At 39.2% G+C, this 17,379-nt stretch carries 14 protein-coding genes; 10 read left to right on the top strand and 4 right to left on the bottom strand.

What is annotated here, in order from left to right:
- Positions 1-8 precede the first annotated feature (8 nt).
- From BUA11_RS07355 to BUA11_RS07325, 7 genes are all read left to right on the top strand, one after another.
- Entirely contained in the window at positions 9-986 is a 978-nt protein-coding gene (locus tag BUA11_RS07355; RefSeq protein WP_072760037.1) for an ABC transporter ATP-binding protein, read from the top strand.
- Between the two features lie 32 nt (positions 987-1,018).
- Positions 1,019-2,029 carry a serine hydrolase domain-containing protein gene (locus BUA11_RS07350; RefSeq protein ID WP_072760036.1) on the top strand — a complete coding sequence of 337 codons (1,011 nt, stop codon included), beginning with the start codon at positions 1,019-1,021 and terminating at the stop codon, positions 2,027-2,029.
- Positions 2,030-2,060: 31 nt separating this feature from the next.
- A complete protein-coding gene (locus BUA11_RS07345) occupies positions 2,061-3,185 on the top strand; it encodes an anhydro-N-acetylmuramic acid kinase (protein ID WP_218587317.1) in 1,125 nt (374 codons plus the stop codon).
- 19 nt (positions 3,186-3,204) lie between these two features.
- A complete protein-coding gene (locus BUA11_RS07340; RefSeq protein WP_072760035.1) occupies positions 3,205-4,140 on the top strand; it encodes an SIS domain-containing protein in 936 nt (311 codons plus the stop codon).
- Between the two features lie 24 nt (positions 4,141-4,164).
- The gene (gene nagA, locus BUA11_RS07335) at positions 4,165-5,220 is read left to right on the top strand and encodes an N-acetylglucosamine-6-phosphate deacetylase (RefSeq protein ID WP_072760034.1); all 1,056 of its coding nucleotides are present in this window, start codon (positions 4,165-4,167) and stop codon (positions 5,218-5,220) included.
- A 67-nt stretch (positions 5,221-5,287) separates the two neighbouring features.
- A complete protein-coding gene (locus BUA11_RS10480; protein ID WP_011994515.1) occupies positions 5,288-5,494 on the top strand; it encodes a DUF6485 family protein in 207 nt (68 codons plus the stop codon).
- On the top strand, positions 5,494-6,426 hold the full coding sequence (locus tag BUA11_RS07325) for an AAA family ATPase (RefSeq protein ID WP_011994514.1): 933 nt from the start codon (positions 5,494-5,496) through the stop codon (positions 6,424-6,426). Before BUA11_RS10480 ends, BUA11_RS07325 begins: the two co-directional genes overlap by 1 nt.
- Positions 6,427-6,431: 5 nt before the next feature.
- Here BUA11_RS07325 and BUA11_RS07320 read toward each other — a convergent pair whose 3' ends face one another.
- From BUA11_RS07320 to BUA11_RS07305, 4 genes are all read right to left on the bottom strand, one after another.
- Positions 6,432-7,898: a hypothetical protein gene (locus tag BUA11_RS07320; RefSeq protein WP_011994513.1), complete on the bottom strand. Its 1,467-nt coding sequence runs from the start codon at positions 7,896-7,898 to the stop codon at positions 6,432-6,434.
- 23 nt (positions 7,899-7,921) lie between these two features.
- On the bottom strand, positions 7,922-8,902 hold the full coding sequence (locus tag BUA11_RS07315) for a DUF58 domain-containing protein (RefSeq protein ID WP_238374578.1): 981 nt from the start codon (positions 8,900-8,902) through the stop codon (positions 7,922-7,924).
- Positions 8,903-9,338: 436 nt separating this feature from the next.
- Positions 9,339-12,704 (bottom strand): AAA domain-containing protein, encoded by a 3,366-nt coding sequence (locus tag BUA11_RS07310; protein ID WP_178137760.1) that lies wholly within the window; start codon positions 12,702-12,704, stop codon positions 9,339-9,341.
- Positions 12,685-13,404 (bottom strand): hypothetical protein, encoded by a 720-nt coding sequence (locus BUA11_RS07305; protein ID WP_011994510.1) that lies wholly within the window; start codon positions 13,402-13,404, stop codon positions 12,685-12,687. The genes BUA11_RS07310 and BUA11_RS07305 overlap by 20 nt, the downstream gene beginning before the upstream one ends.
- 219 nt (positions 13,405-13,623) lie before the next feature.
- Between BUA11_RS07305 and BUA11_RS07300 the strand changes: the two genes are divergently transcribed.
- The 3 genes from BUA11_RS07300 to BUA11_RS07290 are packed head-to-tail and all read left to right on the top strand — an operon-like array spanning position 13,624 to position 17,368.
- Positions 13,624-16,179, top strand: coding sequence for a WD40 repeat domain-containing protein (locus BUA11_RS07300; RefSeq protein ID WP_178137759.1), 2,556 nt, complete (start codon positions 13,624-13,626; stop codon positions 16,177-16,179).
- 31 nt (positions 16,180-16,210) lie between these two features.
- Positions 16,211-16,753: an NUDIX domain-containing protein gene (locus BUA11_RS07295; RefSeq protein WP_072760006.1), complete on the top strand. Its 543-nt coding sequence runs from the start codon at positions 16,211-16,213 to the stop codon at positions 16,751-16,753.
- Positions 16,754-16,774: 21 nt separating this feature from the next.
- Complete coding sequence (locus BUA11_RS07290; protein ID WP_072760004.1) at positions 16,775-17,368, top strand: hypothetical protein; 594 nt, start codon at positions 16,775-16,777, stop codon at positions 17,366-17,368.
- Positions 17,369-17,379: the final 11 nt, after the last annotated feature.

Below are 17,379 nucleotides of genomic sequence, written 5' to 3'. Positions count from 1 at the left end.
GAAATTAGATGAAAATCATTGATGTAATAAATCTTAGAAAGTACTTTCCAATAAGAGGTGGAGTCTTTCTACAAGTGCAAGGTTGGGTTAAAGCATTAGAAAATGTAACCATGTCGATTGAAGAAAATAGTGTTGTAGGCGTTGTGGGGGAATCAGGCTGCGGTAAAACAACCCTTGCAAAGCTGATAGTAAAAATACACGAGCCGACAGATGGAAAGATAATATTTCACAAGAATGGTGAGCACGACATAACTTACAAGCTCGGGCGGATACACAGCACGTTCAGAAGAGACGTTCAGATGATATACCAAAATCCGTTCGATTCGCTCGACCCGAGAATGAGCATTTACGATATAATATCAGAACCTCTTAGAGCGCACAAATTCTTTGATAACAAAAACGAAGAGAAAGATTACGTAAAAGGACTCTTAGAAAGAGTCGGTCTGAACACCGATATGTTAGAGAGATACCCACATGAATTCTCAGGTGGTCAAAGGCAGAGAATAGCTATTGCTCGTGCCATAGCACTTAAACCAAGGCTGATTCTCTGTGACGAACCAACTTCAGCACTCGACGTGTCAGTTCAAAACCAGATAATTAATCTACTCTTTAAGCTCCGCGACGAATACAAGATGAGCTATCTATTCATATCGCACAACTTGGATGTTGTGCAGTACTTGAGCGACAGAATATACGTCATGTACCTTGGCAGTGTGGTTGAGGAGGGTAAGGCGGAGGAAATCTTCACGAATCCTCAGCATCCTTATACAATATCTCTCGTTCAAGCGGTACCGGGCTGGAATCCGAGGCAGAGAAAGTTCAGCAAAGTAACTTTGACAGGAGAACCACCAAGTCCAATAAACCCACCGTCAGGTTGTCCATTCCATCCGCGGTGCCCATACGTACAGGATATATGTAAGTCAGAAAAACCACAGTTATTAGGAGAAGACCACAAAGTGGCTTGCTACTTTCCGCAGGGAACATAAAAAGAGCAGCTCAGAAAAAAGAGGTGTTTGAAGTGGCATCTGCTAATCTTTGGAGCAACGTCGATAGAATCATACAATCAGGCATTGAAAGTAAAATCTATCCAGGTGCGGTTCTGCTCGTTGGAACTGAGAACGAGACTCTCTATGAAAAGACGTACGGCACCGTTGATGAAATTAAATCAACCGATGTGAACACAATCTATGACTTGGCGAGTCTAACAAAAGTCATCGCCACGACTACTGGAATAATGAAATTATTTGAAGAAGGGTATTTAAACCTCTATGACAAGGTAGGGCATTTCTTAGACGTTGAAGGTGAAAAAGCAAATATCACGATATTCGAACTCTTAACACACACTTCCGGAATGCAACCTTACAGCGACTTATGGCGTATACTGAAGGGTGAAGATCTAAAGAGAGAAGTGCTCAGGATACAGCCTACGTGCAAAGGTAAGATGCAGTATTCATGCTTGAACTTCATAACCCTAATGGCGATTGTAGAGAAAATCACCAACGAAAGTTTTGATTCCTATGTAAGTAAATTACTTAATTTGCCAGATACGTGTTTCAAACCTAAGGATATAGAATGCTGTGCACCGACGAGTGAAAGAGAGGGCAAGAGGCTTAGAGGCGAACCTGATGATGAACTTGCGTACTACCTCGGTGGCGTGAGTGGAAACGCCGGACTCTTCTCCACAGTCAGAGACATACATACGTTTGTTAAAAGACTGCTCAGTGGAGAATACGTAACGAAGAACGTTGTAAGACTCTTCACTCAAACTTTGGTTCAAGACCCGGCTGACCCGAGTTTCAAAAGGCACATAGGATGGATGGCACCTGTCAAGGGTGGTAGCACAGGCGATTTTGGAAACGAGACCATGTTCGGCCACACAGGCTTCACCGGAACAAGCCTCTGGATTACCAAAGAAGGACTCCACGTAATCTTCCTAACCAACAAAGTCTTTTACAATCGATGGGACGACAGAATCCAAAGAATCCGCACTCTACTACATAACGTTATATTCTCTCGTTTACTACGCTAACGCGTATGCATCTTTCAGTGAGGTGAAGAGATTGAACAAGCTAATCAAAATCTGGGATTGGAACGAGTTCCTCAGCTCAATCAACAAGCCTGTGCATAAAGTACTCGGTTTGATGTCCGGTACTTCTGCAGATGGTCTCGATATTGCCAATGTTGTTTTTACATACAACTACGAGGCTATAAACTTTCGTGTAGAAAGTGCTTTAACGATTCCATATGAAGAAGAACTTCAAAAAAAGATAGTGGATTCATACAATAAATCTCTTTCCAATGTTGAAAATATAACACTTCTAAACTTTGAACTCGCACAGATACACGCTCAAATGATTAACCAGCTGGGTTGGGATTATGATTTTGTAGCATACCACGGACAAACTATTTACCACCTACCAGAGCATGGGGCAACACTTCAAATAGGAGAAGCCGATGTTTTGGCTACACAGCTTGGAAAACCTGTGATCTACGATTTTAGAAAAAAGGACGTAGCTTTAGGCGGGCAAGGAGCACCTATTAGTGCATATTTAGATTCAGTTTTCTTGCTAACGGACCAACAAACAGCTGTATTGAATATAGGTGGAATCTCCAATGTTACAGCATATGACAATAACAACAATCTTGTGGCATTTGATACCGGACCAGGTAATTGCTTGATTGATTTAGTTTGCCAAAAACATTTCAACATCCGATATGACAATAATGGCAAACTCTCAGCACAAGGAAGGATAAATAATGAACTGTTGGAATACTTGATTGAAAAAAATACTGACTACATACACAAAAAGCCACCTAAAACAACTGGAAGAGAAGTTTACAACGAAGGATTTCTAAAAACACCCGTTTCAACATCTAAAGAAGATCTATTAAGAACGGTAACGCGCTTTACAGCAGAGATGATAGCAATTAATTTAAAACAACACCTGCCAAATACACAGAAACTTGTAGTTGTTGGCGGAGGAGCATACAACAAAACACTGCTCTGGGATATAAAAACCCTTGGCTATGAAATTACTGTTCCTGACAAGTGGTTGATAGACTTTAGAGAAGCAACAGCAATTGCGTTCTTGGGAGAGCTATTCCTAAGGGGTTTGGCTCATGAAAAAGTAGTTACTGGAGCAATGAAAACATCAATTCTCGGCAAATTAGCTTTGCCACTTTAAAATTAGAGGAGGTTAAGACATGGATTTCGGTTACAAAACTTACGAAGAAATCATAAGGGTCAACAATCTAATTGGTATGGCTAATAACTTGACCCCACCAAGCTTTTCAAAAAGTAAGAAATACATCTTCATCGGCTGTGGAAGTTCGTATAACGCCGGGCTAATCTTATCTGAAATTTTGAAAAAACAAGGGATTTTTGCAGAGGCTGCGAGTTCTGGTGAAGTGTTGCTGGAAAATACCGCTGATGAAATTGCGAGAAAGTTCGATGTAGCTTTCTTGTTGTCGCGCACCGGAACAACAACGGAGACGTTAAAGGTTGCTGAAATGCTGAAAGGTAAGATAGAAAGCATAGGTATCACTTGTGAAAAGGATAGCCCTTTAAGTGCCTTGTGTGATATGAATTACGAACTCGATTTTGCACATGAAGAATCCGTTGTAATGACTTCGAGTTTTTCTGCGATTTTGAGATTATTTCTCAACGGAATTGAGAGATACCCAATATCACCTGATGAATATCTAGAAAGCTATGATTCACTCCTAAGCGAAGAATTGCTGAAAGAAAAATCTCATTTCGTCTTCTTAGGATGCCAAGAAAGATACTATGTAGCAAAAGAGAGTGCATTGAAAGTTGAAGAGATGTCTCTGGACCATACAGAATTTTACGAAACTCTCGAATACAGGCACGGACCTATTGCACTGCTATCACCTCACGCGCACGTAGTAATTTTCTCTAAATATCGAGAACCTCACAAATTGGAGACAGACCTGGCTAACGATATTGTAAGTCGAGGAGGCAGTGTGCATATACTGAACGCGATGACAGACAGACCAGAGTTTGAGGTTCAATTCTTGACTCTTTATGGTCAGCTATTAGGATACAAAAGAGCGATACTCAAAGGCTTAAATCCAGATAAACCGAAGGGATTGAGCAAGTCAGTGATTTTGGATAACTGAAATCTCTTGAAAGAAGGGATCCGGATGGTTATTGAGAACGTCCTCATCGTCGATCCTGTCGATGGTGAATACGTAGGTTCAGTTGAGTTTGACGATATCATACTGAAAATTGAAAAAGAGAACAAGACATCATACGAACACATTCTTCTACCTGCATTCGTAGACCCGCACATACATGGTATCAAAGGCATCGATACCATGACCGCTTCTTTGGAAGACTATGGAAAATTCAAAGAATATGAAGCGCTCGAAGGCGTTTGGTATTTCCAGCCGACCACAGTGACATGCCCCATTGAAAAACTCTCAGAAATTCAGATATGCGACGACCTAAAATTACACATAGAAGGACCTTTCATATCACCAGACAAGAAAGGAGCTCACAACCAAAGCTATATCAGAAAGCCACCACATGACATCACAGAACTCGAAAAATACATCGACTTATCTAAAATCAGTATGATAACCGTCGCCCCAGAATACGATACATTCGAATCGTTCGCAAGAAGTTGCGAAGATAGGGGAATAAGGATCTCCATAGGTCACACAAACGCAACGTTCAGCCAAGCAAAGGAGGCTTTTCTAAAAGGTTTCAAGAGAATAACACACTTTCCGAACGCGTTGAGTCCACTACACCACAGGGAGCCGGGTGTTACCGGTGCAGGTCTATACTTTGACTTCACGCTTGAAATAATAGCAGACGGGATACATTCATCGCCAGACTTTGTTGCATTAGTTTACAAAATAAAAGGCGCTGACAAGATAATGCTTGTAACAGACAGCATCTCAGCTGCAGGATTGAAAGATGGAAAATATGTCCTTGGTGATTTGCCTGTTGAAGTAAAAGATGGAATTGCAAGACTAATGGATGGCACACTTGCAGGTAGCACCTTGAGATTTTCTCAGGCACTCAAGAACTTCGCAAAATTTACCAAATGTTCCCTGACAGAGCTTGCAAAGGTAAGCTCATACAACACGTGCATAGACTTAAACTTGAAAGGTGGAAGAATCGCAGAAGGATATCCGGCAAGGCTTGTGTTAGTTGATAGAGAACTGAACATAAAGAAGACTTGGAATTTTTAGAAGGTTCGATATAATAATATATGAACTATTGTTACAAAGTAAGAAAACAAGAATGGGGGGAATATCGATGCCGACAGGTTGTCCATCACTCGAAAGGAACCTCAAGAATTGTACATGCACCTACACATCGTGCGACAAAAGAGGAAAGTGCTGCGAGTGTGTGGCTTATCACAGAAGCCTCGGCGAAATACCGGGTTGCTTCTTCACAAAAGAAGGGGAAAGAACTTGGGACAGGTCGATTGAAAACTTCATAAGAGACAGGGGAAGAAAATAATGGAAAAATTGCATGAAAAAGTTTTAGAAAACGTCAAGAAAGTAATAAAGGGAAAAGACGAAAAGATTAGACTCGTACTTGCCGCAATGTACGCTGGCGGGCACGTTTTGTTGGAAGACGTCCCGGGCGTAGGCAAAACAATCCTCGCACGTGCACTTGCGATATCCTTAGGACTGGATTTCAAACGTGTCCAGTTTACTCCCGACTTGTTGCCCACAGACCTAACAGGCTTGTCCATCTACGACAGGAAAAACGACACATTCACATTCAAAGAAGGACCTATATTCACAGACATACTCTTAGCCGATGAAATCAACCGCGCTACGCCAAGAACACAATCCGCACTACTTGAAGCGATGGCAGAAAGACAAGTCACAGTAGACGGCGTAACCAGAAAACTATCGAACAACTTCTTTGTCATCGCAACCCAGAACCCAATAGAATACGAAGGCACTTTCCCTCTGCCAGAAGCTCAGCTTGACAGGTTCATGGTACGCATAAGCATTGGGTATCCCGATAAAGAAAGTGAAATGGAAGTTCTGGAATCGCAAAAAGTTAGACATCCAATTGAAGAACTCAAACCTGTTGGTAACGGTGAGTTGTTTGCACAGGAAAAAAGCAAAGTAAGAAGCGTAAGAGTTAGCGACGAGGTGAAAGAATACATAGTCAGCATAGTCGATGCTACGAGAAATCACGAATCACTCAAATACGGCGCGAGCCCAAGGGGCAGTCTGGCATTGATGCACATGAGCATGGCGTGGGCTTACTTGAACAACCGCGACTTTGTCTTGCCTGACGATGTTAAAAACGTTGCTCCGTACGTACTTGTCCACAGAATAATCCAAACTACAGAATCGAAAATTCTTAGGGAAACGAAAGAGGAGATTATAGAAAGTATACTAAGTAAGGTTGCCGTTATAAGCAAAGAATGAGTTTATCAAATGAATTGTTCTCTGTTGTCATCTCTTGCAAATAGCAATGCTTCCATTTCTTTTATAAAGTGTGAAAAGCTGAGTTTAAGAGATTCTATATTTTCATCTTCGACATTAACTTTAAAGGCATACTCAACCAAGACATATGCATCGGTTAAGTTCCTCAATTCTTTTGAAGGGAATTTTTCAAGCAGCTCATACGGCGTCAAGTGATTGAGCGTTGGATAAAATGTCTGGCGTATATAGTGGTACGCATGGTGCACGAATTGTGCACCGTTCATTTTTAATATCTCATCGTAACTGTGCGGTGTTCTGTATCCGGTAGCCTCACCCTGAGCGTTGGCACTTTCCGCCTGTTCTTGTGCTACTTCTTTTGTCATTAACATCTCTACGAAAGATTTCCCAATCCAAATTAGAGAAGCCACTCCAATCACCGCTGTGATGAATTTGAATATGAGTATGAGCCTTAGTTTGTTGAGTTCATCGTTCAAGCTGTTCTTAGTAATCTCAGCAGTGTTATTTTGTGAAGTTTTTGGGATTTGCGCAACAGAATTTAAGCCTGATGTTCCTGATGATGTTGAGTTCGTTGCAGTTCTCATCTGGTTTATATTCTCTACTGTTCTATTTCCAGCTATGTTCAAAACAAATGGAAAAATTGCAAAGAAGGTTATCAAAACTGCTAAGCTTAGGACAAGTGATTTTACCAATTTCTTTTTCTGCTTGCTGTCCGAAGTTCTCAGGACAGATGTAAAGATGTATGCTATGAATATCAAGCCTATTACGAGTCCGACAATGAAGTCAATGTTGATAAAATAATCTATTTTTCTGATTAGCGAAATTCTCTCCGCATAAGCATCTGCAGTTAAGCTTTCCGATTTGTTCAAGTTCTCAGCGGTGTTTTTCTTGTTTGTTTGCACTGCTTGAGTATTTCCGCTTTGTTCTGGAGTAACATTTAAATCCTTAGGTGTATACACAACACCGTTATCTTCTTTCAAAGCGTCCGTGTTGAACCTTAAATCAGGTAAGGGAGCAATAAAGATTAATGCTATCAACAATACAAATATCCATATTTTATTTTCTCCATTTCTCTTAGGTTGCATCAATTCAGGGAATGTCAGCAAGATGTAGATCAGAGCAAGAATCGGAGACAGTGAATGGTGCGTTAAGCTGAGGATAAATATGTAGATAAAGCTTATCAACCATTTGTTCGAGTATTTTTTGCTCAGCGAGGCTAAAACGAGCAACAGTGCTGATATACAAGCAAGTACATATGTTTCCAAGAAAGAGATACTGAATAGTATTGTTACAATCGAAAAAATTGAAGTGAGTAGTTTCTTTTTGTTGTACATAAATATGATTGATATTATGGCAAGAGCTAAGTATATCCAAAAATGGATATTGAGTATTAAGCTCTTTTCAATACTGGCAAATGAAAAGAACATAATTAAGAATTTTGATAAAGCTAATGTCATAATATCATCAGCTCACCTTCTGTTCACATTTCAGAACCTGATATCTTCAACAGCCCTTCCACCAAGCTCGTGTTCTCGTGCCATATCTGGATGATTATGTTCTCCTCTTCCAGTGTTCTTGCGAATTTGTAGAGTTCTCTGATTTCAACCGGGACGTCAAAGTACGACTTGAATTTTTTCGTTGTCGCTTCGCGATATCCATACGGCATGAGTAGGACAAGAACCCTGCCGCATCTTGAACGCAGTCTAATCAGTTTCTCCACTTCCTCTTTCGTCAAGAACATGCTTATTACCAGCACCGTATCAGTCGGCTGAACGCCTTCTATGATATGCTCGAGCAGTTCCGTGGTGGAATTATTGTTATCGATAGCTCCCTCAACTTCCGAAAGGTAGTCAAAGAAGAAGACGTAGTCGCTGTCTGTGATGTCGTATATGCCTTTCGAGTGCGAGATGAAGAGATTAGTCTTTTCGTGCCTTTCGGAGAAGTGCTTAACCAAACCCGCAACTGCCTTGATGGACTCTTCTTGATATTTTTTATGGATGTATCTCCAAGCTTCTTTTGAATATATCCCACCCGGTAAATTCAAATCCAAGACGATGTAATTTTTCGCAGTTCCTGAGTATTCGTACTCCTTCACCATCAGTTTGTCCATCCTTGCGCTCTGTTTCCAGTGGATGCGGTTCATCGGTTCGTTTTGGTATTCCCGTATGTTTTTTATGTACGAAATATCCTCTGCGAGTTTGTACTTGCTCTTCAAAACGGGCAACATTTCCAATATCCTCTCAACCGAGGCGTCGGCTTCTTCCAGATTTGGCAGTACCCTCACGTCTGAATTTATTTCCTCTGTTATATAAATGCTGAAAAGTTCTGTGAAACTCTTGATTCTAACAGAATAAGCCCCCAACTTCTTGATTCCTCTCGTGCCGAATGCCGTTGTGAATGTGACGACTTCTCTTTTATCTGGTTGAAGCGTGATGAAGACTGGCTCTTTTTTTATAATCACGGGCGGAATCACTTCAATGGTTACGCTACTTCTGTTCTTGGAGATTAACTCAATGCTTAGCTCAAAAGGTTCATTTGCAAAAACCCTTGCCCTGGCTTTTACGTTTACTGCGACTCTCTTTGCAGTGTTAAGCAGGTTAAGGTAATGCCAAACGAAACCTGCGGCAGCTATATCGAGTAGCCATATGTATTTGTTGTAGATAAGAAAATTGGCAAACAGTAATCCGCCAAATACGATGTAGACAATAGGATTCAGTTTAACCCAGTATCGTTTCGTAAGACCAGCTCCTTGAAGAAAGAAGTTATTGAAGCTTATAATATTTAATCACATTCTTCTGCTTATTGCAAACATTTGGATCGCCGTTCAGGTTAAGATTAAACAAATAGCCCTGGACAATCCAGGGCTTAGAATTATTTGCAGCTCCAAATTCGATAATTTAATCTATTCTTATGCCAAGCGATTTATCAAGTTCCTTATAGATCCTTTCTATTTCTCTTTTTAAGATTTCAGAATTTTCATCAAGCCATCCATGATTGTACCACTTATAGTACGGCGTGTTAATTATTTTCCAACCAGCCCTTCTGAGCATTTCCATCCTTTCGATATGGCTTTCTGAATAGTTTCGACCATCTTCAACAAAATGATGTACTCCATCAACTTCTACCGCAACATAATGACCATTTCGAGGATTATAAACTACAAAATCCAGCCTCTTACCACAAGACTTTACCTGATTGAATATTTTAAGTTCAGATACTTCTTTTCTCCCTTGTATGTACTCATTTAGGTATTTGAATACGATTTTTTCAAATTCCGATTCCATTGCCATTAAGTCCAGCTTCCAAACTATTGGTGATGTAAATTTCTGTTGCTCGGTACTACCAAAGACATTGGGTTCAAATCCAAAATTGCTGAAATATGCTCTCGTTAAAGCAAAATTATCAGGTACACTTGAATAAACAACAAAGGTAACGTACTTAGCTCTGCTAGTTGCAACGTTAAATCGATTTTTATTCTCATAGAATGTTGAACTCCTCGATGAACTCTCATCCAAAGCCAATGAAAGTATCATTATATCTCTTTCATGACCTTGCAACTCTTCAGGAGTTCCTGTAATAATATCATGTTTTCCTGTAGTATCAGGGTCGAATGTTTCATAAATTAGGTCTTTGATTAGTTCTACTTGATTTCTAATAAACGATACCACACCTATGGTAAAATCCTTTGGTACCAAATGATGGAGTTCAAAGTCTTTGCATTTTCTATACTTGATAAGTTCAGTAATAATCTCTATTACTTTCTCAGCCTCTTCAATAACAGTTTTATCGCTTTGTCTCCTTCCGTTAACCTTTATTGGGAAGAAACACGTTAATGAAATCTTTTCAGGTGTTTCAGTCATTATTTTAAGCTTTCCCTCATAGAACTTCTCGTTGTTAAATTTAGCCAAGGCGGGTAGGGATCTAAAATGCTCATCCAACATCGTACGAGGAAGTGCTAAAGCTCTCTCGTCCTGCATTATGAAATCTAATATTGAAGAAGTTGTTACAGTAAGCTGTTTTGCACGAGCTTCCTGATATGTCAGGTTGTTTGGACGATACTTTTCCCACGTCAGTCTGTCAAGATTCTTGCTAATAAGAAAATCTAACCCTGTGGCATTTAGGTTGAGTTGCTTATGATCACCAACTATACATATTTTCTTTCCCCTATAAAAAGCGGGAATAATTTCAGCTAAGTTAACTTGTGAAGCTTCATCGACTACAACTAAATCGAACATATTTGCTTTCACCGGTAAAATCTCTGTGAGATTCCTGATTTCAGAAATCCACACAGGAAATACTTCCAATATCTTTTCCCAGTCGATATATGACTGGTATTCTTTAATTAGTGTTGGTTTCTTGTACGATAAAAGCTTTGAAAAATACTCTATCTGCTCACGAGATGTACGAATACCTTCCAAGATTCTAACTTGATTCTCCAGCACTATATAGTGCCTTTTCAAGTCCCAAAGCTCTTTCTTTATCCTTGATATTTCCTCTTGTAAAAAGGCCGGGTCCTTAATTGTTGTGCGACGAATACTTAGATTCAGAGAACCAACGTTGATAATGTCTTGAAGAAATTGGTGGAAAATCCTTCTTTTGAGAATGTTTAATATTACTCTTCCACTAAGTTTAACAGGTGATATTTTCATGACAACCTTTCCAAGGTTTATTTTGTAAAGTATTGTGACCCTATTTTCTGAAATGTTGTCAAGCTTTCTCGCTAGCACAGATAGCTTTGATATTTTCTTCAAGTTGTCATCAGATACGTTTGCTAACACCTCCTTTGACAAATCATAGTTATAAGCATATCTGAACTTGTCTTTCATCTTTTGAAGCTCATTGCTTAAATTGATAAAGTGCTTCTGTTTTCTTAAACTTTCTTCATACTCATTCTGAATCCTATTAAGATCAGTAATCTTTGACTGAAGTTGATTTTCTATTTCTTGCTTCTTGGTTCTTATAGTCTTAATTCTCGATTCCAAGTAATACGGATTAGAATATTCATTCAGTAGAGATTTCAATGAATCTTTAAGATCAGCTTTTGTTTGTTTGTCAAAGTATATGAGCGGTAAAATCTTTAAGTTAGAGTCATTATCCTTCAAAACACCTTCTACTTTTTCTTTTACAACTTTTACTGCCGGTGGTTTTTGTGATACAACAAAAACTTTTCTTCCTGTTAATATTGCCGCTAAAACCATTGCAGAAATCGTGTGAGACTTTCCGGTACCTGGAGGACCTTGAATGTAGCTCATATCGTGGCTGAAAGCATTTTGCAAGGCTCTCACTTGTGCCGGTGACAAGGGAATTGGCATAAGTTTTTCTATAACTGTTGATATATTTTCAAATTCCTCTGGTTCATACTCGGTACGTTGAATATCGCTGAAAAAGGAACCGTTCAGCAATTTCTCAAGCACTCTATTCTCAAAGCTCTCATTTTTTCTAACTTCATCGATCAATCGGCTTAAAGATTGATAGGTAGATATTTCATTGGGAACCTGAGCCATGAATAAATATCCTTCGTTTAAGAAGAGAATTTTGCTTGATTTGTAAAGAAAATCCAATCTATCAATCCATTCATGATCTTCAAAATCTTTTGAATGTAAGGTATCATTTTCAGGTAAATTGATTAAACACGTTTTGGAAACATCAAATATGTCTTTGAAATCATTCAGACTGTCTTGTAATAGTTTGAAAGCTTTTTGACCAAATTCTAAGAGCTCGGAAATTCCGCTTATGACTGATAATTTATCCTCTATGTCACTTATAGCTTCAATTTCTTTCTCTAACTCGGGGTCAACATACTCTTCCTCATCATCCGCAACAACTCGTTTTTTGTCAAGTAACTTTGAAATTAGGTCATAGTTGAGTACTGACGATGAAACGTCTATGTATAAAGAAAAACCACTTCCTTTATAAGCTTCAATTTCGCACTCAGCAACTAAAAATGGACCAGCATATTTCCTTTGACCAAATACACCTCCTACACCGAGAAACAACTTCTTATCTGAATATTTTTCCAACGTCGGATAGATTTTGAGGAGTGCTTCATAAAGTCTACTATTCCGCCTGATATCAACAGTATCTTCTGATACCACTTTAAACTCCTGACTGTTAGATATCGGAATCACGTAGCTGCCCATTCCCCTTCTCTTAAGGGCGTTCGTAAAAATCTTAGCAAAATCTGTTTTGGTTCCGATCTTCCTGCTTATGTCACGTAAATAGGCTATGTAATTTATTATAGTCTCATTCTTTGCTTGTTCCATTTCCATCAACCCACTCTGAGAGATCTAATGGTTCGTTTAGAACGTCCCTGAGTCTTTGAATTTCTATCTTTAGCATTTCCGTTTGTGAAATCAAATCGCTCGTTCTAGTATTTAATTCAAGTAACTCTTTTAGAGTTTCTTGGTATTGTTCAAGAATTTGGTTTTGCCTTAATAATTTAGAATCTACTTCTTCTATTCGACTCTTAGTTTCATCCAAGGAATTAATTATTTTGGATATATTCAGTTTTGTTTCATCAAATCGTTTAGAAACGTTTTCTCCGATTTCTTTCAGCTGTCTTTCTATAGTTTCCTTATTTTGTTCGAAAATTTGGTTTAGTCTAATAAGTTTAGAATCAATCTCCCCTATGTGATTCATGGTATCATCTAAGGAGCTACCTATTTCTGATAAGTTTGTTTTTGTTTCATAGAATTGGTTAGAAACAGCTTCCTTGAGCTCCTTCAGTCGCATCTCTATGGCTTGTAACCTTAAGTCCACAGTATTTAGTACTTCACTCCTTTGTTCAATGCGCTGAACAATTTCGAATAATTGCTTTGATGATGAATGAATTTCTAACAACATTTCTCTTGTTTTCCTTATGGCAAAATAAATCACGACGCCATAGGCAATTGCAAGTACTAGAGTAACAACAGAGATAATTACAGAAAACATCATATAACCAACTAGCGAATCAAGAGACATAATATCAATCCCCTTTCAGATACAATACTGTTTCACTTTGCCTGTTTCAGTTTATATCTATATGAATTTTATCACTTTTGACTTGTTAAAGTCAATCACAATTAATTTTATTGAAATCTTTATATTGCTTAGAGATAAAGTTAGATTCTTAACAATAGGTGTATAATAACTCTGAACAAGGTGAATATCCCTATGATTGTCATTGTGAGGTTGTACGAGATGAAGAGAAGTCCATTTCCTGCTATTTTCGTCTTCGTTATTTTGCTGACAACACTTTCATTCCCCCTCGATTTCGTCCTCTTTGGTCACAAAGATGCCGTTTGGGAGCTCCAAACAGACGGTAATTTGATTTATTCAGTAAGCGCAGATGAAACGTTAAAAGTGTGGAGTAAGGAGCTCGTGCTCCTAAACACAGTTACAACTCACAGTAGCTGGGCAAGGTGCGTTGCGCTGAGTGATAAATATATAGCTGTTGGAGGGTATAAGCCAGATAATGAGATTAGGGTGTACGATAAATCGAACCTAAAATTCCTCTATACGTTAAAGGGGCATACAGCTTCTGTTTTTACGCTATCTTTCTACAAGAACTATCTGTTTTCAGGCGGTTCGGACAACAGTATCTTGGTATGGAAAGATTTCAAGCTTTTTAAACGTTTGAAGTACCACGATGCGTGGGTACGCAAGATCGTTGTCTTTGGTGATTTCTTAGTCAGCGGAGATGAGAATGGGCGTGTTGTTTTTTCCAACATAGCTGATTTTTCTTTGGTGAAAATGTTCGAGTTGGGTTCTATGGTTAATGCGATGAGTATTATGGAGAGTTCTCTCATCGTGGGAACAGCAAATGGTACTGTTTATGAGTTTCAGATAGTTGGCAGGGATGTTAAATACAGAAAGGTACTTTCTTTGGATTCACCTGTCGAGGCAATCGATAGTCAAGGTAACTATCTTTATGTTTCACAGTTGGGCAGTGTTTTTTTATTTGAGAAGAAAGCTGGATCTTTTAAGAAGATGCGTAAGATTAATGTTTCGCCATCGGAGGTAAGTACTCTGAAGGTTGTTGGAGCAACGATTTTTGCAGGCAACAGGCAGGGGGAGATATATTCATATTCAATTACGGGTGATTATAAAGCTAAGTCGCCAAGGCATTTCTTCTCTTCAGCCAAGATAATAAAATCCTACAAGAATAATGAACTTATCGTTGCAAGGGAAAATGGAAATGTTGAGAATTATTCCATTCAAACGGGTTTGCTTAAATGGTCATACAATATAGGCACATCTGCACGATTCGTTGCTGAGGCAAAGGATGAAATCGTAGTCGGCTCAGGCTCTGGAAAGCTCTTTTTATTGAAAGGCGGAAAATTGACTGCGTCTATCGTAACTGAAGACGCTTTAATCAGTTACCTAAAGCTCAAAGATAATCTCTTTTACGTAGGCTCACTCGGAAAAGTCTATTTGCTCGAGAAAACAGACAGGTGGAGCATTAAACCTGTCTTAAAACTCGAGGGCGAGTGGATAACGGCTCTATCATACAGTGGCAATGTGATATACATAGGCACAAACGCGGGAAATGTATACACTTTTGATACAAAAAACGGAAAGGCTTCGAGAATTTACAACTATCCAAGTTGTGCTGTTTCTATCTTGATGGTGAATAGCAGTCTTTATGCTTTCTTCTTCGATGGCAAATACGCTATCTTTGACGGCAAGAGCTGGCAGCTCAAGAATTCCGAAATTTCTCCACTCTACAGTGTATATTTATCCGGAAAAGATCTTATTTTGGTAGGGAACGGTATCAAGATTAAAGATAAATCTCTGAGTTTCGAAGCACCTGTTCTCGATGTCGTAAAAGATGAAAAGGCAAGCAATGTTCTGTATGCGGTTCTGTCAAACGGTGTGGTTGTAGAGCTCACTAACGTTATGCCCAGCAGGAAATTTTCAGGCGATATTGGGAAGATATCTACTATATATGCTGATGACATAATCGTATGTGGACATGAAGATGGAAAAGTGAGCGTATGGAAGTACGTCGGCGGGAAGTTAGAATTATCTATGGTACTTGATGACCACGCAGATTCGGTAAAGAAAGTTGTGAGATACAAAGATACAGTTATATCCGCTTCCAACGATAGAACTATAAAGTTTTGGGATTTGAAGACAGGAAAGCTGAAAAGAACGTTGGTTGGGCATACTGGATACGTCTGGAGTTTGTTCGTTGTGGGAGATACGCTCATAAGCGGTGGCTGGGATGGGAAGGTCTTATTTTGGAATTTGAAGGATTATTCTCTGAAAGCAATTTACGACATAAAATTCTCTGCAACTGATATTTGGTCCTATTCAAGCTCAACAGCATACATCTCCACTCTGGAAGGGTACGTTGTGTCAGTTAGCAATAAGGGAATCTCCAGCCTGAAATTGTCACCGCAGACACTTTGGACTATCGAAGGTGTGGCTGATGGAAACGGAAAAGTAAGAATCTATACTGCTGGCTGGGACGGTAGGGTGTTTGTTTTGAACGAGGAACTGAAAGACATAAAAAGCTTTAAAGGGCACAATTCAACTATATTCAAGGTTATCCTTTACGATGGAAAAATAATTACCGCAGGCTCTGATAATCTTCTCAAAGTATGGGATGAGAATTATAATAGCATAGGTACCTATTCCGATTTCAGGCAGTCCGTGTTATCGATTGCGCTTTCAAAATCTCTTGGATTGATAATAACAACTGACGGTAAGAATATTCTGACAACTGATGTAAAATCGATGATAAATTTTTAGAAAATTCAAATGTAGGAGGTTAAGAAAACGTATGGAAAAGACGATAAGTTCAAAGGTGATATTCAGTGGCGTGCTTTTGACTGTACTCAGAGACGAAGTGGTCCTTGAAAATGGAGCGATGAGCACAAGAGAACACGTACTCCACCCGGGTGCAGTTGCTATTGTCCCGGTAACCGATGATGGAAAAGTTATTCTCGTTGAACAATACCGATATCCAATAAAGTCAAAACTATTGGAAATCCCTGCAGGTAAGTTTGACAAGCCCGGTGAAGACCCTCTTGAATGTGCCAAGCGTGAACTGGAGGAGGAAACCGGTTACACAGCAAAATCTTATACTTATTTAGGCTATATACACACAACGCCCGGTTTTTCAAATGAAGTAATACATCTTTACTTGGCGCAGGGATTAACGCCCGGAGATTCTAATCCGGACGAAGATGAGATAATTGAAACAAAGATTGAGGATTTCGAACATGTTGTGCAGAAATGTATAAGTGGCGAGATAACTGACGCAAAGACAGTTGCGGGTATTATGAGGGCTTACTTTAAGTTCAAGGAAATGAAAAAGATTTAAGTATTTGAAGAGGTGAAAAGGATGGTTAAAGTCATTCTGAACGGTATTGAAAAGGAGTTCGAATCGGGGCTCTTTGAGAGTTTTGGCGAGCTTTTGAAAAGTGTTTTGCCAGAGGGACATGTCTTAAAGACCCTGAGAATAAACAGTAAGGACATTCCTGTAGCTTTTGTAGATGAGCTGAAAGGAGCAAGATTGGACGAAGAGCTTCTCATCGAGTTAGAAACGCAAGATACGATGAGTTTTCTGAAAGAAACCTTGAATGATGTTTTAGGATATATAAAACACGTCAAGACTTTGCTACCGCAAGTTGCAAGCAGCATACTTACTGGTGAAGAAGCAGGGTGGAAGGCGATAAAGGATCTCGCTGAAGGGCTTTCAGCGATGGAAAACCTTAGAAATTCTACGATTCAGATTACAAAGCTCAGTGACAACGAACTCGCACTTGGTACAAATAAATCAGACGTTACACTGATTCTGAAAGAGCTTGTCGAAGTCCTTGATAGAAGGGATAATTTTGAGATTTCTGATGTAATCGAAAATAAAATCCCAGACGTGTTAGATTACTATATAGAATACTTTTCCAAAGTACTCGAAACTATTGAACATGTAAACTGAACAAGGAGGTA

It is taken from the genome of Fervidobacterium gondwanense DSM 13020 (assembly GCF_900143265.1).
GTDB classification, from domain to species: Bacteria; Thermotogota; Thermotogae; order Thermotogales; family Fervidobacteriaceae; genus Fervidobacterium; species Fervidobacterium gondwanense.
Note: the sequence above shows the minus strand (reverse complement) of the source record. Positions and strands in the feature narration are given on the sequence as shown.

Bases quoted from the DNA above. Each gene is read 5' to 3' on its own strand.
- BUA11_RS07325 (WP_011994514.1), top strand. From the start codon at position 5,494: ATGGAAAAATTGCATGAAAAAGTTTTAGAAAACGTCAAGAAAGTAATA.
- BUA11_RS07355 (WP_072760037.1), top strand. From the start codon at position 9: ATGAAAATCATTGATGTAATAAATCTTAGAAAGTACTTTCCAATAAGA.
- BUA11_RS07305 (WP_011994510.1), bottom strand. From the start codon at position 13,404: ATGTCTCTTGATTCGCTAGTTGGTTATATGATGTTTTCTGTAATTATC.
- BUA11_RS07295 (WP_072760006.1), top strand. From the start codon at position 16,211: ATGGAAAAGACGATAAGTTCAAAGGTGATATTCAGTGGCGTGCTTTTG.
- BUA11_RS07310 (WP_178137760.1), bottom strand. From the start codon at position 12,704: ATGGAACAAGCAAAGAATGAGACTATAATAAATTACATAGCCTATTTA.
- BUA11_RS07320 (WP_011994513.1), bottom strand. From the start codon at position 7,898: ATGACATTAGCTTTATCAAAATTCTTAATTATGTTCTTTTCATTTGCC.
- nagA (WP_072760034.1), top strand. From the start codon at position 4,165: ATGGTTATTGAGAACGTCCTCATCGTCGATCCTGTCGATGGTGAATAC.
- BUA11_RS07300 (WP_178137759.1), top strand. From the start codon at position 13,624: ATGAAGAGAAGTCCATTTCCTGCTATTTTCGTCTTCGTTATTTTGCTG.
- BUA11_RS07290 (WP_072760004.1), top strand. From the start codon at position 16,775: ATGGTTAAAGTCATTCTGAACGGTATTGAAAAGGAGTTCGAATCGGGG.
- BUA11_RS07340 (WP_072760035.1), top strand. From the start codon at position 3,205: ATGGATTTCGGTTACAAAACTTACGAAGAAATCATAAGGGTCAACAAT.
- BUA11_RS10480 (WP_011994515.1), top strand. From the start codon at position 5,288: ATGCCGACAGGTTGTCCATCACTCGAAAGGAACCTCAAGAATTGTACA.